Raw genomic sequence first — 20,933 nt, 5'->3', positions numbered from 1 at the left:
CCTGAGTTGGTTGCCTAACCGCCGGCCGTGGTGAGCACGTCGGCCATCGTGAAGTCCCCAGGTGTGGTGCCGGGCAGGTTGGGCTTCCAGTCGGGCTGGTGCTTGAGGAAGGAGGAGGGGTCGTTAGCTGCTAGCCCGACGAGAACCTCGGCGACGATGCGACCGCCGATCGGGCCGAGGTGCTTGCCCGCTGCCTTGACCTCGGCCTCACGCAGCAGCCAGAACCAGAGGGGCGCGGGGTGGGCCAGTCCCGTATCGAGCTGGACTGCGCCCGGGTCCAGGCCGATCTGCGCGGCAACCGCAGCGGCGACGTCTTCTCCTGAGGGCAGTCCGAGGGCAACGCCGCGGGTGAGGTTGAGCAGCGCAAGGGATCGGTTCATGCGGTCGATGCTTGCCGGCAGGCGATGCAGCGACGGGACCAGCTTGGTGTCGAAGGCACGGGCGTGCTGGGTGTTGCCACCCGACTCAGGGAGGCCGTCGAAGAAGCGGGACCACTCGATGTGCCAGCCCTGCGGCAGTCGGCGTAGGCCTCGCAGATCTGCGACCTGGTTGTTGTCACCGTCCACGGAGAAGACTGGCAGTGGGCTGAGAGTGCTGTTCAGGAGGTAGCTGTCGCGCACCAGCGAGTGGCCGAAGCGATACGCCGCAGCGGAGAACTCCACGGGCATCCATGGCTTGCGGCGGACGTTGTACAGCTCGAGCTCGGCCTTCAGGCGACCCTTCTTGTCTGAAGGCAGAACTGCGGCGTGCGTGTCCGGACCGACGAGGCGTGCAAGCAGATCGGTCAGCACGATCCACTGGTAGTGCCAGCGCACGAGGGTGACGACCTGCCCGAATGTCACCTTTGAATCGGGCGTGGCCGGCGTGCCCCAGCCTCCGACGGGCGTGGCCGGGATCGAGCCGACCAGCGAGGGGTCGTCTCGCACGAGATCAACGACCCGGTTGTGGAATCTGGCGAAAGCTAGGTGGAGCTGGCTGATGATGACGTGTACGTCGTTGCGGGGGTCGCCGATCAGGGCGCGACCCTGCTGGTTGCGGCTGAGGTCCGGGGTCGCGAAGCCGTCAGCGTTCTCGCCGATGAGGAGCTTGTCTGGGTCGTTGATGTCATACAGCCAGGGGTTGGCCGTCGGGCCCAGCCCGTAGAGGCAGTCGAGATCGAACCGCGGAGTTCGGAAGTTCTCCAGCGCGTCAGGGTCGTTGGCTTGGTCCAGCAGCGAGGTCGGATCGAACGTGATGTCGTGGTCGACGAACTGGGAGAGGTAGGTGTACCCAGAGGGAAGCTCGGAGTCACCGGTGGACGGCGTTCCACCCCAGCCGCCGCCTCCCCCTGCGTCGCCGGGATCGGTCATCAGGGCCACGACCGCCCGGATCTGACTCTCGTCGAGGTTCAGGGGCGGCAGCGTGCGGAACAGCCGGCCGAACTTGCCGGTCTCCGTTGACGACCGGGGCGCATTCACGAGCCCTCGAGAGCTAACTGGACCGTGGTTCGGCGTGACGGCCAGAGACGGCGGTGGCTCAAGGGGAGGGGTGGACTCGGTCATGATCGCTCTCGCTTTCGGTGAAGGTTGCTCGGTGACGGGCGTGAGGACGACGCCGCGCCGGCGAGCGCCTATGCGCGGCCCACGGGCAAGGAGCCTCTCCGTCGGGGAGGTGATACGTGGCCTATGAGCACCCGCTCACGACCGGGACCTTGCCGTCACTGTCAACGCTAGGCTTACACGCTTCCCGGCGCTCATGCCAAGGGACACACGCAAGAAAGTCCCGGCACGCTGACACGAGGAGGACAGCACGAAAGACTGGCTGTAAACAAAACATTGACAGAATATCCCGGGTGGGTGCACGTTGTGGGCCTCTCGGGGGAGCGGCCCTCGATCAGTACATCGGATTCGGTTATGAAAAGAGTTGGGCTTGCGGTGCTCGCAGCGATCGCATCGGTCCTCGTTCTTGCGCCGGCGCCGGCCCAGGCCGGAGCGGGACAGGGCACGGACATTGACTGGTTCTGGAACAGCGGCGACCACGACGCCAAGGCGCGGTTCCGTTCGGTCGGCGAGCACATCGACCTGTGCAAGCACAACGTGGCTCAGGTCTACGCGGAGTACGGGATCGCGGGCGGTTCCCTCACCAAGACCTACTACGACGGTGCGCTCGACACCTGCAAGGACATCGACTGGTCGGCGACGGACGGTCAGAGCATCCGCGTGCGGGTCTGTGAGGTGAAGACCGGCATCCCCAACGACTGCAGCGACTTCAAGTACGGGACCGCCTAGTCTCGGAGTGCCGCAGAAACGGTAGGCAACACCGTCGCTCGGTGCGCCTGACTTGCACTTCAGGCGCACCGAGCGAACTCGGGAGACGGAGGAGACGTCGTGACGGGTCCACTTGTACAGGCGCGCGACCTCTACATGGCGTACGGACAGACAGCCGCACTTGCGGGGACTTCGGTCGAGTGCGCAGCGGGCGAGACGCTCGGAATCGTGGGCGCCTCCGGATCGGGCAAGTCGAGCCTCTTGCTGTGCGTGGCAGGGATTCTGAAGCCGGATCAAGGCGAGGTGTGGTTCAACAACCGGCGAATAGATCAACTGGGCGAGCGCGAGCGGTCGCGCTTGCGACTGACGGACCTCGGTGTGGTTTTCCAGTTCGGCAACCTGGTCGCGGAGCTGACTGCGCTGGAGAACGTGGCGTTGCCCCTTCTGCTGCAGGGATTCGGGAAGCGGCAGGCGGAGAAGGCGGCCGGACCGTGGCTCGAGAGGTTGGGCGTGGCGCATAGGGCCGGGTCTGCGCCCAACCAGATGTCAGGTGGTGAAGCGCAGCGGGTCGCGTTGGCCCGGGCGTTCGTGACTGAGCCGAAGGCGATCTTTGCCGACGAGCCCACGGGGGCCTTGGATGCCCAAACGGGCGCCAGGGTGCTCGATGCGCTGCTGGGCGTCGCCCGGGAAAACGGCACAGCAGTCTTGATGGCTACCCACGACTTGCAGCTTGCTCGATCAGCCGACCGCGTGGTGTCCATGTCCGACGGCGCTCTGGTCGGTAGTCGGTGATGCGGGGCTCCTCGAGCCTGTCCTGGGGTGCAGCGTTTCGCCTGGCGATGATCGGCACCCGGACTGACTCGCTTCGTCGAGCCCTGACCGGGGGTGCGGCCGTTTTGGTCACGTGGGTGTTGCTGCTGGCCTTTCTCACGGCGGCGATCTCTCCAGCCAACGGCCCCTACGCGTCGGATCTGCTGAACTTGGATGCCATGCGTCCGGCTGTGATCGCCGCGCTTGTTGCGTTCGTGTCGGTGCTGCTGGTGCTGCTTGCGCAGTGCGCGCGGATCGGCGGTCCCGACCGAGACCGCAGGCTGGCCGCTTTTCGGTTGGCCGGCGCCAGTCCATCCGACATCACCAGGATCGTGGCAGCAGACGCGTTCTTGTCGTCGTCTCTGGGCACGGTGCTCGGGTTGATCACAGCGCAGGCTCTCAAGGCGCCGCTGGGCCGGCTCTTAAGTGGTCGGGGCACCTACACGACGGAGACCAAGATCGGGTCTGATTCAGTCCGGGTGGACACCGTCACAGGCACGGTCTCTCTGCTTCCCTTGGATGTTCCTACTCCCGCTGTCGCCATCGTGGTGACTGCGGTCGCGATCCCGTGCGCTGTCGCAGCGATCGCGCACGCCGCGCAGTGGCGCGTGCTGAGCGGACCGTTCGAGGTCGCTAGAAGAAGTACGGGTCAAGCCGCCTGGCGCGCGCCGCTCGTCACGTTCGTTGTCGGAGTCGGGGGACTAATGACCTTCTCCGTCGCTCGGTCGATTCTCGGCATCACTGCTGACCAGTCGTCCGGTCAAGCGCTTAGCGTGGGCATCCTCGCCCTGCTCGCCATCGTAGGGATGTTGCTCGGGACGGCGTCGATCGCCCAGGTAATCGGCCAGTTCGTCGCGAGACGAACGGGGATTCCCAGTCTGCTGATTGCTGGGCGCCGGCTTGCTGCCAATCCGTACACCTCGTCTCGGGTTAACGCGGTCCTGTTGTCGGTAGCCACTGTTGCGGGCTTCGTTCTGGGAACCGGCGAGTATCTCCGGGTAGTGATGAGTGTCGAGGACACTGGCTACGTCGAAATCCTCGGTACCGTCCGCGTCGCGCTGCTCATCGCCTTCGGCGTCGCAGCGCTCGGCGTGCTCGTCACGTGCGGTGAGAGCGTGGTGGCCTCGCGCAAGTCCCTGAGCGCTCTCATCGCGACCGGTGTGCCGCGTCGCACTCTGCGTGCTGGCCTGCTGCTCGAAGCGATCATCCCGCTGGTGCTCATGCTCCCCGTAGCAGTGGCGGCCGGCATCGTCAGTGCGCGGGGGGTGCTCGGCACCAGTGATGCGAAGTCGTATGGGTCCGTGGCCAACGAGACCATCGTCGTAGTGCCGGTGCCTGTGCCGTGGCAGACAGGTTTGCTCACCGTCGTCGCGGCGTGGCTGGTGGTGCTGGTCGTGGCGTGGGTAGCGACGAAGTTCGTGGACGCTGCGGCGCACCCGAGCGAACTCAGGACCATGGCCTGATCGTCGGGTGCTCGCGCTCGTCGACGAGCGCTCTGACGGGATTCTGCGCCAGGCCTAGCTGTTGCACGTGATGACGTTGTTACCCCCCGAACATTCGGATCTGCCGAGATCCGGATGGTCAGCGTCACGACGGGGCACGCTCATCCGGCGGGACGCGGTGCCAGTCATACGTGGCGGCGAAGGCCGCATCCATGTCTGAGGCAGACGGACCGTCGCAAAGGATCTCCAGCCCCAACTTCTCGTCCGGGTCGTACAGGACCGTGACCCCACGATCGCGCAGGTTGCGAACGAGGCGAGCGTCGACCTCCTGCGCGAAGAACCAGTCGAGGTCGCTGCGCGCCTGGGGCGGGAAGGCATCGACGCATGGGCTGAAGACGATGTCCTGGATGCGGTTGATGTCACCCCAGATGCGGTAACGGCCGTCCTCCCCGCGGTACATGGTCACGTCGAACTCGGCGAGGAGCGAGTTCACCTCGTCCAGGTCGTCACGGGCCATGGCTATCTCCTTGCGGCTCATCAGATCGCAAGGAGCATGCCACGCTAACGTCCCGGATCTGCCGCGATGACGGCGCGGAACTGCCGATGTCGGGTCGGGCGGTGCTGCACTCCACGTCCCCTCGTGCGGTAGCCCTACCGATGTCATAGTTCGGTGTTCGACCCTGGAGGAGGATGCAGGTGAATCTCACGCGTTATGGCGCAGCGCGGCCGAGGCAGCCGTCGCCGTGACCTACCTCATCGTCGCGCTCGTCGTTCTTCTCGTCGGCCTTGTCATCGAGAACGTCCTCCGCGGGCCGGTGAAGGCAACAAGGACCGGCAGTCAGGCAGGTCACGGCGGTCACGGGTCGGACGGCGGTGCTGGCGGCGGTGGTGGCGGCGGGTAGCGGCCACCCGATGCGGTCCGAACAGCATCCGGATCTGCCGCCATGAGCTCGAGCGGATCGCGGCAGATGCGCGCGCCGACGCGCACGCCCAGCGGCAGTTCGAGCGCGAGCACCGCTCAACCTAGATCGGACGCGACGAGGCCTCCACTGTGCACCGGTCGGATCTCGACGCCGCCCCCTTGTCGCACCACAGGGTTGCTCGCCTCCGACGCAATCGCGGACTCCAGGTGGCTTGGGTTCGACCGGCAGGATCCTAGATCCCGCACACTGCCTGCGGCGTCAACTCACCAGCCGGTCGACCGCTCATCGGCAGATCCGCGCACTCTTTGCGGCAGGGTCCGAGTGAGCTAGACAAGGACTGCTCGCACCTCGAGAAGTGGTTTGCAGAGGTTCGACGGGTCCGTCGAAGGTGACCTGGTGCGCTGAGAGAGTGGCTCGGTGAGGCGGCGCCGCTCGCTGTACGGGTGGCGCAGACTTGGGCCTCATCGGCGAGGGCGGGTTCGACGGTCCGGAGCTCCCATCCCAGCCTGGCGCGGGCCACGTCTCGTACGTTGCCTTGACCGAGGTCGACCGAAGACACGGCTCGCGGTAGGAGCCTCCGCTCGATACGGATGCGGGGCGGCCCAGAAGCGGGTGCGCAGAGCTGCGCGGGTCAACGTGTGAGTCCGGCTCGCTCGCAGGACTCCGCCATGGCGATCCTGCTCGACCGGGACGGCGTCTGCGAGGAGGAGCCGACCCGCCCCGCGATGTCGAACTGATCGGGGTCAAGCGCCGCAACGGCCGGACCCGCGACCTCTCCGTCGCCTTCCAGGGCCCCTACGCTCTGCCTCACCGGACATATCCCAAACTGCGCATTGACGGAGTCAACGAAAGTGTCCAACGCCGGTGAAACTGTTGACTGGGGGCCGAACCTGTAAGGAGTAGGCCGTAAGCGGCCCTGCTGCAGTTGCTGGTGTTGTGCGAGTAGACGTCCGGACGAGTCGCCGCAACCGCGATCACGGGAGTGCCGCGCGTTCTTGACCGCGTTTCATCGCCACTGATTCGCGCGCTCTCCACGAGCTGCCCGTTCAGCGGTCTCGCGGACCCTGCGCTCGCGGGTTTCCGGTCGTTTGGCTTGGACAATCCACTCGAGGATCCCACGCTTAACCGAGCGGGGGAACGTCTCCCAGTGCTCTGCTGCGCCGGAGTGCGCGGCGAGTGCTGCGGCGAGATCGGGGGGCACGACGCCTCGCTCGACGGCGTCTAGCCGGGTCCACGCCCCATTGGCTTTGGCGGCGTCAATGACGGCTTGGCCCGCCTGCGTGAGACGGCCCTCTGCCACCAGGCGTTCGATTCTGTGCTTGTTCGGCGCAGACCAAGCGCTGGTCGGCTTCCGAGGGGAGAACCACAGCATGGTGCGGTCCTTGTCGAGCGCTGCGGGCTTGCTGTCGACCCAGCCGACAGCGAGCGCTTCGGTGACAGCGTCTTCGTATTCGACTCGGGGCTTGCCAGTGTGCTTCTTCCAGGACACCAGGTACACGCCGGTGGCGGTGGCGTGGTGGTCTTCCAACCAGGATCGCCACTCCCCAACTGTCGTGGCGTGCACGCGTGGCTTGTCCACAGAGTGGATTGTGTCCTGAGGTCCTAGGTCGGGTCCACCCTCGTCGGTGGTTCGGTCGGCGCGCGGTTCGCCGGCCTTGGTCATGCTGCCCTCTACCCCGGGGGTGTGGCGCGTGGGACGACGTCTCGTGTCCTCGAGGCGACCTTAACGGCGCATTCCACGAACTCCGCCGCGAGCCCGCCGCGTCGACGGGTGGCGAGACCCACCTCGTATGCGGGCACGTCGGTCAGCGGCACCGCGACCACGTCTGGGTGGGGGGCGAACCTCGTGGTCGCGGAGCCGCAGGCCAGAACGGCGCGGTGGTGGGCGATTTCGGCGGTGACGTCGCCGGAGGTCCGGACAACGCCAGTCTTCAGCTGCGGAGCACGGTCTCCGCGGAGCCCATCAAGGGTATAGGCGCCATAGAAGGTGTCGTCGAGCCCGACCTCGTTGCTGACGAAGGGCTGCTCGATGATGTCCTCGGCTCGCAGCGTCGGCGCCTCGGCCAGGTCGCTGGCCGCGCTCACGAGCACGACCGCTGGATCCCCAAAGAGACCGACGAACTCGCCATCGCCGCGATGAGCGGCTCGGCCGCAGACCAAGACGTCGACTGATCCGACGTTCAGCGCGTTCTCCAGCTCGTCGTAGGGGACCGTCCGATAGTTGATTGCCACTTCGGGCAACCGCTGCGCGAACGCTCTGAGGACGTAGGGCGTCAGCTCCGCCAGCCCTTCGTCGTGGACCCCGACCCGCAGGACGTGACGCGGCTCCAACGTCGTGTTTCTGGTGCCGGGGTCGGTGAGTTCGTCGACCGTTTGGAGAACTCGGTACGCCCCCGTCAGGAGTTGTTCCCCCGCCTCGGTGAGGCCACACCCGCGCGGGCGCCGTTCCACCAACTCGCACCCGACACGTCGCTCCAGAGCGGCGATGGTCTTCGACATGGCCTGCTGGGTGACGAAGCAGCGGGCGGCGGCGCGGGTGAAGGAGCCTTCCTCGGCTACGGCCACGAAGAGTCGGAGCTCCCGTAGCTCAGGCGTATTGGAGGCTGTCGTCCCCATAGGTCCGATTTTAGGGTCGACAATCTCGTTCAGTCACCCCTCTAGGCGGGCGGTCCGTAGCTCTCGGAAGAAGACGCGGATGTCCTCCGCCAGCGGTTCGGGCGTCTCCCACTCCAAGAAGTGGCCGCCGCGCTGCAGCTTGGTCCATCGGGTCAAGCGGTAAGACCGTTCCGCCCACGCTCGAGGCGTCGGAAACATGTCCTTGTCGGACATGGCCATGCCGGTGGGCACCTCGACGCGGCCGTAGGCGGCGTTGGTGGAGCGGGCAGCCTCCCAGTAGAGCCGCATGGAGGAGCCGATGGTCTCGGTGACCCAGTAGACGGTGAGGTTGGTCAGCAGGTCGTCGAGGTCATACACGTTCCTCAGGTCCCCGTCGCAGTCGCTCCAGGCACGGAACTTCTCCAGCACCCACGAGGCCAGGCCGGCTGGGGAATCGTTCAAGGCGTGGGCCAGTGTCTGCGGCTTGCTGGAGTGCTCCTGGGCGTAGGCCATCTCGCGGGCGTTCCAGTCCTGAGCCGCCTCGACGAACGACTGCTCCTCCGGAGTGAGGTCGTCGGGAACCCAGCCGAGGTAGGGGTTAGTGCCTGACAGGTGCAGCCCTACCAGACGATCGGGATACGCCAACGCTAGCTGCTGCAGCACGCCCGCCCCTAGGTCACTGCCGCGCCCGGCGAACGTGGTGTATCCCAGAGCCTCCATCACCTCGACCACGGCATCCGCGATCCGCCGAAGGTCCCATCCAGCGTCGGTGGGGCGGTCACTAAACCCGTAGCCCGGCAACGACAGCGCGACCGCATCGAAAGCGTCCCCGGCAGAGCCCCCGTATCGAGAGGGCTGAGTGAGCATCGGCATGATGGGCAACATCTGGACGAACGAGCTCGGCCATCCATGCAGGAGCACGATCGGCTGACCCCCCTCGACCTCTCCCCTCTCGTGAACCACGTGCACTCGAAGCCCACCAGAGACTTCGACCAGCCGCTGCGCACAATGGTTCAAGCGGTCCTGCACCGCGAACCAGTCGAAGTTGTGGCCCCAGTGCGCGACCACCTCGCGGAGGAACTCGCGCTCAGTTCCCTGGCCCCAGCCGACCCCCTCGACTTGATCAGGCCACCGGGTGCCACGCAGCCGGTCGCGGAGGTCCTCAATGACAACGGCGGGTACGTCGATCCTGAAGTCGTGCACGTTCATGTCGTCTCCTTTGTCAGAGTATTTAGGCCAGGTGTCAGATGCGGGAAGGACGAGGCTCGTACGCAGCCCGGGGTGCACCCGGCCGCCGGAGCAGGTGAGGCGAAGGCAACAGGTGCTTCTGCGTTCGCGACCTGCTGCGTCCCACGAGCCGGGAAGAGGGCGGCGATGAGAGCCGCAGCCAGCGCGGCAGCCGTCATCGCCACGAACGCTCGCCGAAGTCCGACTGCAGGTGCCGCGGCCGTGGCGGCCACCACCTCAAGACCTGCAAGCCCGAGAGCCGCGCCGAGCTGGGTGCTCGCCGACAAGACCGCCGCTGCCGCGCCGTGGTGGCCCTGCGGCACATCGGCGACGGCGACCAAGGTCCCCAGTGCGAACCCCGGCCCCATCCCCGCCGCAACAAGCGCCATACCGAGCAACACCGAGGTCAGGTAGCCACCATCGGCCGGTAGACGGGAAAGGCACGCGCAGCCGAGCGCCAACACAAACATGCCACCGGCCAGCAGCTGGTGAGCCGGCATCCTGCCCACCCAGCCGGCCGCCCACCAAGCGCTAACCGTACTCACTGCCGTCATCGGCAGGAACGCCATCCCCGTCTCGACCGGCGACAGCTCCAAGCGGCCTTGCAGGTGAATCGCCAGGACGAAGTTGGTGCCCACGACCACCGCGCTCATCAGCGCGACGACCGCGTTGGCCACCACCACCGACCCGGTGCGCCAGAGCAAGCGCGGCACCAAGGCCCCGGCGTCGCGCCACCGACGGGCAACACCGTCTGGAGGAAGAACAACCTGAGCGAGCACGACGACACCTGCAACCACCGGCACGTTCACCCAGAACACAGAACGCCAGCCAAATGACTCAGTGAGAAGGCCACCGATCACAAGCCCCGCAGCTCCCCCGGCCGCTGCGACCGCCGCCCAGACCCCCAAGGCGCGGGCGCGGTCGCGCTCCCCGGGATGGGCCGCAGTCAGCAGCGCCAGCGCCGCCGGTGAGGCGATCCCCGCCCCCACCCCCTGCAGCACTCGAGCGACCGCCAACGTCCCAAGCGACCCCGCCGCTCCGGCCAGCGCGGAGGAAGCAGCGAACACACTCAGCCCGACACAGAAGGACCAACGACGTCGACCGACATCAGCGAATCTGCCGCCCGGGAGAAGCATGAGACCGAAGGCCAGAGCGTAAGACCAGCTGAGAATCTGCAACCGGTCGGGAGACAAGACAAGATCGCGGCTCAGCGGCACCAACGCGACGTTGACGACCGCGACGTCAAGGATCAGCACGAACTGCGCAGAGCACAGCACCGCGAGCGGGAGCTTCGACACCGTCATGCTGCCAGTGTCAAACGAGACCCCTCTTCTCCACCAACAACCGCTAGTTGTGACGACGCAAGCGGGCGGCGCGCTAGGCACGGCGCTTTGAGCGACGAGTTGCGCGAGGAGCTGGTAACGCTGGGACAACGCATCGCCTTAGCGGAGTTGGAGCGCGCCGACGCAGTGGCTCGGGTGGCCGACTTGTGGCGCCGGCATCGAGAGGTGCTGCCCATTGAAGAGGTCGCGACGTGGTCCACTCTCTCTCATCGCGAGCTGGCCGCGCTGGGCGAAGGACGCTGAGCGCGCGGTGCGCAGGGCCCCACGGCAACGAAGTAACCCCCACCTACGACTCACTGCTCGTCTACCCGCGTTCCATCAGCCTCACCTGCGGGGCGGGCTCATCGCGGCAGATCAGGATGTTGGACCGGTGCGTCCGGACTTGATCGAGAACGCGCCCTTCGTGCTCATGGCGGACGACGAGGCGGTGGTTCAAGGGGCGGCGCACATCCATGACGTCGCCGAGTTGCTGGAGTTCGTTTCGGAAGGGCACACTGTGGGGTTCGGGCCAGGGCTACAAGAGCCGGTAGCGTCAATATAGGTTCTGAAGGTACTCGTCGGCGGCGTCTGCCATGCTCCCGTCCAGCCACACCGTGTAGTCGCACCCATTCACCTCGAAGAACGCTGCGATCTGACCGAGCGGCGGGTCCCCGACTGCAATCAGACGGACTTCGCCCAGACGGTCGCTGGTGATCGTCGCGGCGTTCTTCGTAGCTGCCAGCCCGAGCACGTCCTCGCCAGGACGTTGAAACACGGCGTCTTGGCCCGTGCCCCAGCTCACGGACGCGCCGCCGGGGTTCTTGCCGAGGTCCGCAGGTTGTCCGATCGGAGAGCCGTTAGGAAGTCGTCGCGGCTCGAAGGGCTGGCACACCGCGTCAGAAGGCGTCGGTGTCGAGGACTCGGTGTCGGTCGAGGGCGGGGCAGTAGTGCTGGGTTGAACGCTTGTCGTGGGGGAAGTTGTACTGGAGCCGGTGTCACCGGTCTGCCACAGGGCGGTTGGGACGACGATGATCGCGAGCGCTGCGGCGCTGGCGCCGACCCAGACCAAGCCGCGCGCGGGGCGTCGGGCCGGTCCCGGGACCTCTCGTGTCCACGTAGGAGGCTCGGGATCCAAGTTCTCGTGAAGGACTCTACGAAGCGCGTCGAGGGTCTTCGAGTCTTGGTTGCGGTCACGCATTCGTCTCACCCTGTTCGTCGTGTTCGCCCGAGATGATGGAGCCGAGTCGCTTCAGCGCGTCGTACGTGTGACGCTTGACGTTTCCTTCCGAGCAGTCGAGCAGTTCGGCGACGCGCTGGACGCTGAGGTCTTGGCAGAAGCGGAGGTAAATCACGGTGCGTTGCTGGCGGCTTAGGGCCGCGGTTTGCTCCCACAGATCGTCCGGTTCGTGGAAGGCCCGATCGGCCTCCATGCGGTTCGCCTGCGCCAAGGTAATGGCCCTGTGCTCCCGGGACTTGCGCCGGTGCAGATCCTTGACGAGATTCTCCAGAACCGTCACGCCGTAGGAGCGTGTCGGCCGGTGCCCACGGTTCATCCGCGGCCATGACCTCGCCATACGGACCAGCGTGTCCTGGACCAGATCGTCGGCAGTTTCCCAGTCGCGCACATGGAAGTACGCGATTCTCCGCAGGCTAGACAGCTCACGGGCTACGTAGTCCTCAAACGTCCCGTAGTCCACGTCAGACTCAGGGTCCCTCGTTGTCGCCACGATGTACCGCCCCGTGTTGTGAGATGTCGGTCCAGCACCGACGCTCATCTCGTTGACTCTCACACCCCTCTCTACGCCTGTGCAGGCGGCGAGGTTGGGGGCCCGAGTGGGCTTTTCCTCGTGTGTGTCCGTCGCGAACACGGCCGGCAGCAGCAACGACCTGGAGCGCGTCGTGCTTGACGACTGTCCGCGACACGAGCGACTGGAGGACCTGCGCGAAGCGCTGGCTCTGTAGTCGCCAGGTGACGGCTCGCCGTACGTCGACGCTGAGGACCTCTGCCGAGCCGTTCGCAAAGCCCTCATTCTGTAGGGGACCCGACGGCCTAGAGTCCGGATCTGCCGCAGCGAGGTGCGCCGTCGATGTGTCACCCATCTAGTGACAGAACACCCCTAGCCGACTCGCCTCACTTTGACTTCGATTCGAAGTGCGCGGGGCCTGAGTATGAAGCGTGGGTTTGGCGTCGGGTCCCCGGTCACCTCGAAGTCCGCCTGCGACACCAACGCCGCGAGGGCAGACGAGCAACTGATGATCGCGAGATCACGTCCAGGGCAACCGCGCGGCCCGTGTCCGAAGCCGAAGAAGTTCGCCGGGTCGGCGTTTCCTCCCGGTCCCCAACGCTCCGGGGCGAACGACTGCGGGTCGTCGAAGTTAGCTGGATCGCGGTGCAGGACGAACGGACTGGTCATGATCGTCTGCCCAGCTGGCAGGGCGTACCCGCCGACGATTGCGCCCGAGGAGAGCTGGCGGGTTAGCAGCCACGTGGGTGGATACAGGCGAAAGGACTCCATTAGCACGCCCGTGGTGTGCGGCATCTGCGCGTTGGCAGTGTCCGGCGGCGCGAGGGCTCGCGGAGCCTCCTCCCGGACCCGAGTGATCCACTCCGGGTGTTGCGAGAGCGCCCAGGTCGCCCAAGCCAAGCCGGCGGCGGGCACTGTGTATGACGCCAAGAGGTTCCCGATCAAAACGTTGACCAGTCTGTCCAGTCCCGGCCTCGGCTCCATCTGCGCTGCCCGCCGGACGAGATTGCCCGCTGCGTCATCGTAGCTCTGGGGGTCCCGGGCACGCGCGGTGAGCGGAGGCAGCAGGTGGGCCCGCAGCTCCGCGAAGGCGTTGCGGACGCGTCGGCGGCTGGGCGTGGGTACCGCAGCAGGGAGCGCGAAGACGTTGCCCGCGACGGCCGGAAGGCTCGCGAGGAGGTCACGGACCAATGCGGGAACGCGACCGCCGTCCTCGCCCAGGAAGTAATCCGCCGCCGTCCGGGACGTGAAGGGCTCCCAGTACTCGACGGCATCGAAGAAGCGCGCGCCCGAGGACCGAACATGGTCCACGGCAAGTCGCACGATCTGGCTGCGCCGCTGGTCGATCACGCGCTTGCGCAGCACGGGGTTCATCAACCTTCGAGCGACCGGCCAGGACGCCACCTCGCCCACGGGGATGGGCTCTTGCAGAACGTTGTTCCGGATTACGGCAGTGCCGGCCAGCTCGCCTAGTACACGACGGGCCAGCCCGGCGTCGCTCAGGACCGTCGTTCTGCGATCGAACGCGGAGATCGGTCCGTAGTTCTCCGCGACTCGCTGGAGAAAGCCCAGGCGATCCTCTTCATACGCCCTCAAGTTGCCCACGAGGAGACCACCACGGGGACCTGGGGGGACGGGCCCGAGCGACGCCACTCGTCTGACGCCCAGATCAGCTACCAGACGTACCAGTCCGTCGAGCCCCGCCCCTGCACGTTGCAGATGAGGCGCGCGACGAAGAACTTGACGGTGGACATGTGTTCCCTCCCGAGGGTGTGACGATCCTGTGCCTCAAGACCCTAGGTTCCGGTGACTACTCTGGGACGCGTTTCGGGAACTTCTTGCCGCAGCGCGCGGCGAGAACACCGTTCCGGCTACGGAACATGAGCTGTTTCGCAGCGGACACGTCGACGCTAGACGTTGCTCGACTCCGGGCGGCTCGAACGGAGAGGATCCAAGCCGTGGACCATACGCCGATCGGGAAAGTGTGTTCGTTCTGCGGTGTCGTAGGCACCAGCAAGTCGAGTTTCGCGGGCGGGCTCGGCGCCTTGATGTGCTCTCACTGCGTGATGAAGTACTACGAAATCATGTCCTCCCCGGAGACGAAGCGCGAACTGCAGCGTCCGTGGTGGAACGTGATGACGGACGAAGAGATCTTGGCGACCGTCCCGAAGATCACGGCCGTGCAGGAGCAACTCGATGACTTCCTGCGCGAGTGGATCAAGGTCGTGCGGTCTCGAGGCCTCACCTGGGCTGACGTGGGTCGGGTCATGGGGATTACGCGGCAGGCAGCGTGGCAGCGGTTCCGGGCGTACGCGGAGTAGCCCTAGGAGTCACGACGCCTTCAGCGTCTTGCCCGGCGTCTGGGACGTCCTCACCAGCGACCCGGGTCGCTTCGCGACATCTCACCGCGCTACCGGTCATCCAGGTGGTCGAACCCGAGAGCAGCTCGAGGCTGCACCGGGAAGTTCTGCTCACGGGACTCGCGGCGCCGCAATCCGGCTCGCCCCGCGCGCCGTCAGGCGACGCACAGCCGTGTGCGAGTCACGCGTGCTCGAAGCCAAGTGCGTGGTCCAGTCGGTCTGCTACGGCCCGGCGTTGCTCGGCGACGACGTGCATGTAGCGATTCGCCGTCCGCAGTTCGGTCCAGCCCATCACGTCCATCACGAAGCGCTGATCCACTTCGAGTGCCAGGAGCATGCTTGCTGCGCTGTGGCGTGCGTCGTGCAGCCGAGCATCGCGCAGGTCGGCGCGCGCCAGGAGCGCGTGCCACTGCGCGCGGTCGTGCTTGGGATCCAGCGGCTGGCCCTCCGGCCCGCAGAAGATGAGGTTCATGTCACCCCAGTGGCTCGCGCGCATCCGCTGCTCAAGCTGCTCCCGGCGGTGGACTTCGAGGAGGTCGATGATGAACTTCGGCAGCGAGATGGGCCGCTTCGATCGGTGAGTCTTGACCTTCACGAGCAGTAGCCCGCCACCGTGGCGATCGGGGCAGTAGGCGCCGTAAGTCTTGCCGCAACGAGGGGCATCCGACGGGTCAGTGCACCCGTGCTCCCACGTGATTCGCTGCAACTGCTTGCGGACGGCCAGAGTCCCCGTGCCTAGGTTGAGGTCGGACCAACGGAGTCCGAGTGCCTCGCCCTGGCGAAGGCCGAGCGCGAGGGCCAGGCTCCAGCGCGGGAAGTTGTTCATCGACCGGGCTACGCGGATGGCAGCGGCGATCTCGTCCACGAGGAACGGGTCTATGTCGGGCTCTTCTGGTTCGCGTACCTCGGCGTGGGCGGCAGGGTTGACCACCAGTCGTTTGCGTTCGACCGCCTGCCCCAGTCCGCTTCTCAGCACCCGGTGCGCTCCGTGGACGGTGTAGTCGGAGAGGCCGCGGGCGTACATCGAGGCGTAGAGCCGCTCGATGTCCTCGCGTTCGAGGTCCGTGAGCGTCATGCCTCCCAGGACAGGCAGGATGTGGCACTTCAGCTTGCTGCGGTAGTCCGCATAGGTCTTGTGGCTCCGGTGAGGACGGATGAGGACCTCGAGCCAGTGCGTGAGCCAAGCGCCGACAGTCACCTTGTCCGAGTTCCAGATGAAGCCCTGATCACGTCGAGCTTGCAGCTCGGCCATCACCTGGCGGATCTCCCGAGGGGTGTCCCGCACGCGGTGGGGCCGGATGTAGGAGCCGTCTGGTTTGTAGCCCACGATGATGCGGCCGTGCCACTTGCCGTCGGCCGTCTGGTAGATCGTCGGCTTGTAGTCCTTCAGCGAGGTGTGACGGCGCTTCGGGCTCATCGCTTGCCTCCGCCTCGCGTGGACGGGTCTGCTTCCCGCGTGAGCTCGGTGGTCGCTGTCGCGGCGATCTCTAGGAGCGCCTCTGAGGGGATGCGGACGGAGCGTCCGAACTTCACCAACGGCAGGAGGCCGCGCGCGAGGAGGTTCTGGACGTGGCGAGGCGTGCAGCGCAGCTCGTACGCCACCTCCTCGACGGTGAGGAAGGTGGGCAGGGGGTTCGGTGAGCTGGGCATGCACTTCCTGTGCCGGCTGGGGAAGCGACCGGGCAGAGCCGTGACAGCGGAGCGCCGCGAACTAAGGCGAACACTCATGAACCGAGTGTCGTTAAGACGAATACAGTGTCAAACCGACGGTAGTGAGACTGCTATTGAGACCCGTCCGAGCCTCTCTCGTCCGACAGAAGCGGCCCCCGACTCGCGTTTCCGCAGGTCAGGGGCCGTTCGCGTGCTGCGCGCCTGTAGGGATTCGAACCCCAAACCTTCTGATCCGTAGTCAGATGCTCTATCCGTTGAGCTACAGGCGCTCGTCTCCGCCGGCCGCATGGCCCGCGAGGACTGGTCGAGGATAGCCGACCGCCTCCGGCCGGGCGAAATCAGCACCTGCCCGGAGGGCTGGTCCCACCTGCTGAGACGGTGCCCTAATGTGCACAGCACCCGCACACGCGACGCCGCGTCGGACGACGTACGTCGCACGAGGAGAGGTAGCGCCGATGGCAGATCTCGAGGCAGTGATGGACGAGGCCGGGCTCACCAACCCGGAGGTCCGCGAGTTCGTGAAGGAGTACGCCGAGCTCACCGGCGCCGAGCGGATCGAGGTCGTCAACGCCTCGGACGACCGCCGCCTCCTCGAGGAGGCCGTCGCGGCCGGCGAGCTCGAGAAGGCCGGCGAGGGCCGCTACTACTCCCGCAGCTACCACAAGGACACCGCCCGCTCCGAGGAGCGCACGATCGTCGCGACCGCCGACGAGAAGGACCGGGGCGTCTACAACAACTGGCGACCGTCCTCGGAGATGAAGCCCAAGCTCCACGACCTGATGCGCGGCGCCAGCGAGGGAAAGACGATGTACGTCGTCCCCTACCTGATGGCGCCCGCCGGCAACGCGCTCGCGCCGTGGGCGGCCGGCGTGGAGCTCACCGACACCCGCACCGTCGTGCTGCACATGATCCGGATGGCGCGCGTCGGCGTGCAGTTCGTGAACGACCTGGAGGACCCGGGTCATTTCGTCCGCGCCGTCCACGTGACCGGCGACCTGGAGAACCTCGGCCAAGGCACCGATCGGGACAAGCGCTACTTCGTCACCGTCGCCGACGAGCGCACCATCTTGCACTTCGGGTCGTCGTACGGCGGCAACGCACTGCTCGGCAAGATCGCGCACGGCCTCCGGCAGGGGGCCTACGACGGCTGGGCGAGCGGGAAGTTCCTCGCCGAGCAGTACATGCTCATCGGCATCCACGACAAGGAGACCGGGAAGGACTACCACGTCTGCGGCGGCTTCCCGAGCGCCTCCGGCAAGACCAACCTGGCCATGATGGCCGCCCCTGATGCGCTCGGCGAGCGCTACCACGTGTCGTTCTACGGCGACGACATCGCGTGGCTCTGGGTCGACGAGGCGTCCGGGAAGCTCTACGGGATGAACCCGGAGTACGGCGTCTTCGGCGTCGCGAAGGACACCAACGAGACCACCAACCCCAACGCCCTCGCCTCGGTCGGCCCCCACACCGACTGCATCTTCACCAACGTCGCCTACAACCCGACCACCGGCGAGGTCTGGTGGGAGGGCCGCACGAAGGAGAAGCCGAAGGACCGCCACGGCTGGCTCGACTGGACCGGCTCACCCGTCGCCGACCGCAAGGACGACGACACCGCCCCGTGGGCGCACCCCAACAGCCGGTTCACCACGACGCTCGCCAACGTCCCCAACATCGCGCAGGACTACGACGCACCGACAGGCGTCCCGATCGACGCGATCATCTTCGGCGGGCGCACGCGCGACCGCGAGCCGCTGATCCGGGCGATCACCGACCTCGCCGAGGGGGTGTACGACGGCCTCACCCTCGGCGCCGAGGCGACGTCGGCCGCGGAGGGCAAGGAGGGGATCCTGCGCTACGACCCCATGTCCAACCGGCCCTTCATGGCCTACGGCGAGGGCGACTACGCCCGCCACTACCTCGACGTGGTGGGTGCGGCGACCGATCAGCCGATCTTCGCGCACGTGAACTGGTTCCAGCGCGACGCGACGGACGGCCACTTCCTCTGGCCCGGCTACCGCGACAACCTCCGCCCGCTGCTCTGGCTGCTGCAGCTGAAGAACGGCGAGGTCGAGGGGCGCCGTACGGCCGTCGGCATCATCCCGACCGAGGAGGAGCTCGACCTCGAGGGCGTCGACATCGCTCCCGATGACCTCGAGCGGATCCTGTCCATCGACACGGAGCGCTGGCAGCAGGAGATGGACTTCCGCGAGGAGCACCTCTCGCAGTTCGACCGGATGCCCGACGAGATATGGGAGGCCCACCGTCGGGTCGCCGAGGAGCTCGACGCCGAGGCGTGACTCGCGAAACCCACACGCGGTGTGGAAAATCTACATAGCATCAACTTTGTGTCAACAAAACGTCAACTCGCGCGCGGGGCGCTGTGGTCCCGCGACGGCAAGCCCGGGGTCGCGCTCGCGCTGCCCTTCGCCGTGGTGGCCGCGACGTGCCTGGTGGTCGTCCTCGTGCCGCCCTACGTCAGCGCGTGGTGGGTCACCGGCCTCGCCGCAGCGGTGCTCGTGTGCGTCGGTGTCCTCTTCGCGCTCTCGCTGCGGGTGCCGGAGCGGACCTGGCTGGACGCGGCCCCGGCCTACCTCATGTTCGTCTTCGTCGCGCTCGTGCACCACGCCGCGGGCGGTGCTGTCGGAGGGTCGTCGTCCGGGCTGAGCGCGAGCATGCTGCTGCCGATCCTGTGTCTCGCCATCACCGGCACGCGCCGCGAGCTCTGGGTCGCGGGAGGTCTCACGTTCCTGGTCTTCGTCGCGCCGATCGTCCTGATCGGGCCGCCGGCCTACGGATGGGGCGACTGGCGACGTGTCGTCGTGTGGACCGTGGTCGCGCTCGTGCTCGGCCCCGTCGTCCAGCGGATCGTCCACGACCTCGACCGCCAGACCCGGCGTGCCCGCCTGGCCAACGACCGGGTGGAGCGGTTGTTCGACGACGCCCCGCACGGGGTCGCGCTGCTCGACCGCTCGGGCACGATCCTGCGGGTCAACACTGCGCTCGCCGTCGTCGTGGGCCTCGAGCCCCCGGAGATGGTCGGGCACCACCTCGGCTCCTTCGAGACGCCGGGCGAGCACGCCATCGCCGACCACCTCGAGCGGCTGATGTCCGACCGGACCGACATGGACGCCGAGTGCCGGCTCCGCGACTCCGGCGGCAACGACGTCGCGATCGCGTTGAGCAGCACCATCGTGGCGGACCCGCAGGCCGGCGACATCGTCATGGTCAACGTGGTCGACATCTCCGATCGCCGCCGCTACCTGGACCGGCTGTCCCACCTCGCCGACCACGACGTGCTCACCGGGCTGGCCAACCGCCGCAGGTTCGAGACCGAGCTCGAGCGGCACCTCGACCGCTGCCGCCGGCACGGTCCGGTCGGCGCGCTCCTGCTGCTCGACCTCGACAACTTCAAGCAGGTCAACGACTCGCTGGGGCACAACGCGGGCGACGAGCTCCTCGTCACGATCGCCGGCCTGCTGCGCCGGTCGATCCGCAGCACCGACGTCGTGGCGCGCGTCGGCGGCGACGAGTTCGCCATCATGCTCACCGACGGCGACCAGGTGGTCGCGCAGCAGGTCGCCGACCTCGTGGTCGAGCGGATCCGCGACCACGCGTCCACCCTGGACGGCGTACGACGCCGCGTCTCCGCCAGCGTCGGCGCGGTCACCTTCGCCGCCGCCACCGAGCACGCCGCGGACATCCTCGCCCTCGCCGACATGACGATGTACGACGCCAAGGAGTCCGGCCGCAACCGGGTCGCGCTCCTGGCCGAGGGTGACTCGCGCAGCCCGCGCACCTCGATGCGACTGCAGTGGCAGGCCCGGATCGAGGACGCGCTGGACAACGACCGGTTCGTCCTGCACTTCCAGCCGATCATGGACATCGCCACCGGGCGCGTCGACTCCGCGGAGGTCCTGCTCCGGTTGCGCGGGGAGGACGGCGAGATCGTCCCGCCCGGCCGCTTCGTCTACATCGCCGAGCGCTCGGGGCTCATGCCCCGCGTCGACAGCTGGGTCCTGGACCGCAGCATCGAGATGCTCGCCCAGCTGCGCGAGCTGGTCCCGGACTTCTGCCTCGAGGTCAACATCTCCGGCGCCTCCATGGGTGACCCCTCGGTCGAGGCCACGATCCTCGCCGCGCTCCAGCGCTTCGACGTCGACCCGCACGCCCTGATCCTCGAGATCACCGAGACCTCCGCCGTCGCCGACGTCGCGCTGGCCCGCGAGTTCGCCGAGCGGATGGCGGCGCTGGGCTGCCGCTTCGCGCTCGACGACTTCGGCGCCGGTTTCGGCTCCTTCTACTACCTCAAGCACCTCATCTTCGACTACGTGAAGATCGACGGGGAGTTCGTGGCCCACGTGCACCGCTCGTCCGTCGACCGCACGATCGTGCGCTCGATCGTGGGCATCGCCCGCGACCTCGGCAAGCAGACGGTGGCCGAGTTCGTGTCCGACCCCGAGATCTTCGAGGTGGTGCGCGCCGAGGGCGTCGACTACGCGCAAGGCTTCATGATCGGCAAGCCGGTGCCGATGAACGTGTTCGTCGAGGACTTCATGCTCACCCCAGCCGCGATGGCGCGATGAAGGTCCTGTCCC

Annotated in this window: 19 protein-coding genes and 1 tRNA gene; 7 read left to right on the top strand and 13 right to left on the bottom strand. The window is 67.0% G+C overall.

The features are described 5' to 3' along the window. Positions 1-14: 14 nt before the first annotated feature. Entirely contained in the window at positions 15-1,541 is a 1,527-nt protein-coding gene (locus L2K70_RS10940) for a peroxidase family protein (protein ID WP_236401875.1), read from the bottom strand. Positions 1,542-1,913: 372 nt separating this feature from the next. On the opposite strand from L2K70_RS10940, the gene L2K70_RS10935 reads away from it, so the two are divergent. The 3 genes from L2K70_RS10935 (at position 1,914) to L2K70_RS10925 (ending at position 4,519) form a co-directional block, all read left to right on the top strand. Further along, positions 1,914-2,267, top strand: a complete 354-nt coding sequence (locus tag L2K70_RS10935; protein WP_236401874.1) for a hypothetical protein — start codon at positions 1,914-1,916, stop codon at positions 2,265-2,267. Positions 2,268-2,366: 99 nt separating this feature from the next. After that, a complete protein-coding gene (locus tag L2K70_RS10930; RefSeq protein ID WP_236401873.1) occupies positions 2,367-3,038 on the top strand; it encodes an ABC transporter ATP-binding protein in 672 nt (223 codons plus the stop codon). Between the two features lie 116 nt (positions 3,039-3,154). Then, positions 3,155-4,519, top strand: coding sequence for an FtsX-like permease family protein (locus tag L2K70_RS10925; RefSeq protein WP_236401872.1), 1,365 nt, complete (start codon positions 3,155-3,157; stop codon positions 4,517-4,519). A gap of 124 nt (positions 4,520-4,643) precedes the next feature. Here the strand turns inward: L2K70_RS10925 and L2K70_RS10920 are convergent, their stop codons facing one another. The 6 genes from L2K70_RS10920 to L2K70_RS10895 form a co-directional block, all read right to left on the bottom strand. Further along, a complete protein-coding gene (locus tag L2K70_RS10920; RefSeq protein ID WP_236401871.1) occupies positions 4,644-5,015 on the bottom strand; it encodes a hypothetical protein in 372 nt (123 codons plus the stop codon). Between the two features lie 339 nt (positions 5,016-5,354). Further along, positions 5,355-5,513: a hypothetical protein gene (locus L2K70_RS10915; protein ID WP_236401870.1), complete on the bottom strand. Its 159-nt coding sequence runs from the start codon at positions 5,511-5,513 to the stop codon at positions 5,355-5,357. A gap of 914 nt (positions 5,514-6,427) precedes the next feature. After that, the gene (locus tag L2K70_RS21670; protein WP_236401869.1) at positions 6,428-7,000 is read right to left on the bottom strand and encodes a YdeI/OmpD-associated family protein; all 573 of its coding nucleotides are present in this window, start codon (positions 6,998-7,000) and stop codon (positions 6,428-6,430) included. 92 nt (positions 7,001-7,092) lie between these two features. Next, positions 7,093-8,037, bottom strand: coding sequence for a LysR family transcriptional regulator (locus tag L2K70_RS10905; RefSeq protein ID WP_236401868.1), 945 nt, complete (start codon positions 8,035-8,037; stop codon positions 7,093-7,095). Between the two features lie 33 nt (positions 8,038-8,070). After that, a complete protein-coding gene (locus L2K70_RS10900; protein WP_236401867.1) occupies positions 8,071-9,225 on the bottom strand; it encodes an epoxide hydrolase family protein in 1,155 nt (384 codons plus the stop codon). Further along, entirely contained in the window at positions 9,222-10,547 is a 1,326-nt protein-coding gene (locus tag L2K70_RS10895; protein ID WP_236401866.1) for an MFS transporter, read from the bottom strand. Before L2K70_RS10895 ends, L2K70_RS10900 begins: the two co-directional genes overlap by 4 nt. A gap of 87 nt (positions 10,548-10,634) precedes the next feature. Between L2K70_RS10895 and L2K70_RS10890 the strand changes: the two genes are divergently transcribed. Continuing rightward, a complete protein-coding gene (locus L2K70_RS10890) occupies positions 10,635-10,829 on the top strand; it encodes a hypothetical protein (RefSeq protein WP_236401865.1) in 195 nt (64 codons plus the stop codon). Between the two features lie 289 nt (positions 10,830-11,118). On the opposite strand, the gene L2K70_RS10885 is transcribed toward L2K70_RS10890, so the two are convergent. The 3 genes from L2K70_RS10885 to L2K70_RS10875 all read right to left on the bottom strand — a co-directional run bounded on the left by L2K70_RS10885 (position 11,119) and on the right by L2K70_RS10875 (position 13,963). Then, positions 11,119-11,367, bottom strand: a complete 249-nt coding sequence (locus tag L2K70_RS10885; protein WP_236401864.1) for a hypothetical protein — start codon at positions 11,365-11,367, stop codon at positions 11,119-11,121. Positions 11,368-11,755: 388 nt separating this feature from the next. Continuing rightward, positions 11,756-12,262: an RNA polymerase sigma factor gene (locus L2K70_RS10880; protein ID WP_236401863.1), complete on the bottom strand. Its 507-nt coding sequence runs from the start codon at positions 12,260-12,262 to the stop codon at positions 11,756-11,758. 420 nt (positions 12,263-12,682) lie between these two features. Continuing rightward, positions 12,683-13,963, bottom strand: coding sequence for a cytochrome P450 (locus L2K70_RS10875; protein ID WP_308195790.1), 1,281 nt, complete (start codon positions 13,961-13,963; stop codon positions 12,683-12,685). A gap of 305 nt (positions 13,964-14,268) precedes the next feature. Between L2K70_RS10875 and L2K70_RS10870 the strand changes: the two genes are divergently transcribed. After that, positions 14,269-14,631, top strand: a complete 363-nt coding sequence (locus tag L2K70_RS10870) for a ClpX C4-type zinc finger protein (RefSeq protein WP_236401861.1) — start codon at positions 14,269-14,271, stop codon at positions 14,629-14,631. A 220-nt stretch (positions 14,632-14,851) separates the two neighbouring features. Here L2K70_RS10870 and L2K70_RS10865 read toward each other — a convergent pair whose 3' ends face one another. The 3 genes from L2K70_RS10865 to L2K70_RS10855 all read right to left on the bottom strand — a co-directional run bounded on the left by L2K70_RS10865 (position 14,852) and on the right by L2K70_RS10855 (position 16,610). Next, complete coding sequence (locus L2K70_RS10865) at positions 14,852-16,087, bottom strand: tyrosine-type recombinase/integrase (RefSeq protein WP_236401860.1); 1,236 nt, start codon at positions 16,085-16,087, stop codon at positions 14,852-14,854. Continuing rightward, on the bottom strand, positions 16,084-16,320 hold the full coding sequence (locus L2K70_RS10860; protein ID WP_236401859.1) for a helix-turn-helix domain-containing protein: 237 nt from the start codon (positions 16,318-16,320) through the stop codon (positions 16,084-16,086). Before L2K70_RS10860 ends, L2K70_RS10865 begins: the two co-directional genes overlap by 4 nt. A gap of 217 nt (positions 16,321-16,537) precedes the next feature. Continuing rightward, positions 16,538-16,610: transfer RNA gene (locus L2K70_RS10855), tRNA-Arg, on the bottom strand. A gap of 186 nt (positions 16,611-16,796) precedes the next feature. On the opposite strand from L2K70_RS10855, the gene L2K70_RS10850 reads away from it, so the two are divergent. Further along, positions 16,797-18,635 carry a phosphoenolpyruvate carboxykinase (GTP) gene (locus L2K70_RS10850; RefSeq protein ID WP_236401858.1) on the top strand — a complete coding sequence of 613 codons (1,839 nt, stop codon included), beginning with the start codon at positions 16,797-16,799 and terminating at the stop codon, positions 18,633-18,635. A gap of 48 nt (positions 18,636-18,683) precedes the next feature. After that, positions 18,684-20,921, top strand: coding sequence for a putative bifunctional diguanylate cyclase/phosphodiesterase (locus tag L2K70_RS10845; RefSeq protein ID WP_236401857.1), 2,238 nt, complete (start codon positions 18,684-18,686; stop codon positions 20,919-20,921). Positions 20,922-20,933: the final 12 nt, after the last annotated feature.

The organism is Nocardioides potassii (genome assembly GCF_021648885.1).
Classification (GTDB): Bacteria; Actinomycetota; Actinomycetes; order Propionibacteriales; family Nocardioidaceae; genus Nocardioides; species Nocardioides potassii.
This window is presented reverse-complemented; position numbering and strand designations above follow the sequence as displayed.

Coding starts and splice junctions, on each gene's coding strand:
- L2K70_RS10895 (WP_236401866.1), bottom strand. CDS start 10,547: ATGACGGTGTCGAAGCTCCCGCTCGCGGTGCTGTGCTCTGCGCAGTTC.
- L2K70_RS10850 (WP_236401858.1), top strand. CDS start 16,797: ATGGCAGATCTCGAGGCAGTGATGGACGAGGCCGGGCTCACCAACCCG.
- L2K70_RS10905 (WP_236401868.1), bottom strand. CDS start 8,037: ATGGGGACGACAGCCTCCAATACGCCTGAGCTACGGGAGCTCCGACTC.
- L2K70_RS10865 (WP_236401860.1), bottom strand. CDS start 16,087: ATGAGCCCGAAGCGCCGTCACACCTCGCTGAAGGACTACAAGCCGACG.
- L2K70_RS10860 (WP_236401859.1), bottom strand. CDS start 16,320: ATGCCCAGCTCACCGAACCCCCTGCCCACCTTCCTCACCGTCGAGGAG.
- L2K70_RS10900 (WP_236401867.1), bottom strand. CDS start 9,225: ATGAACGTGCACGACTTCAGGATCGACGTACCCGCCGTTGTCATTGAG.
- L2K70_RS10940 (WP_236401875.1), bottom strand. CDS start 1,541: ATGACCGAGTCCACCCCTCCCCTTGAGCCACCGCCGTCTCTGGCCGTC.
- L2K70_RS10920 (WP_236401871.1), bottom strand. CDS start 5,015: ATGGCCCGTGACGACCTGGACGAGGTGAACTCGCTCCTCGCCGAGTTC.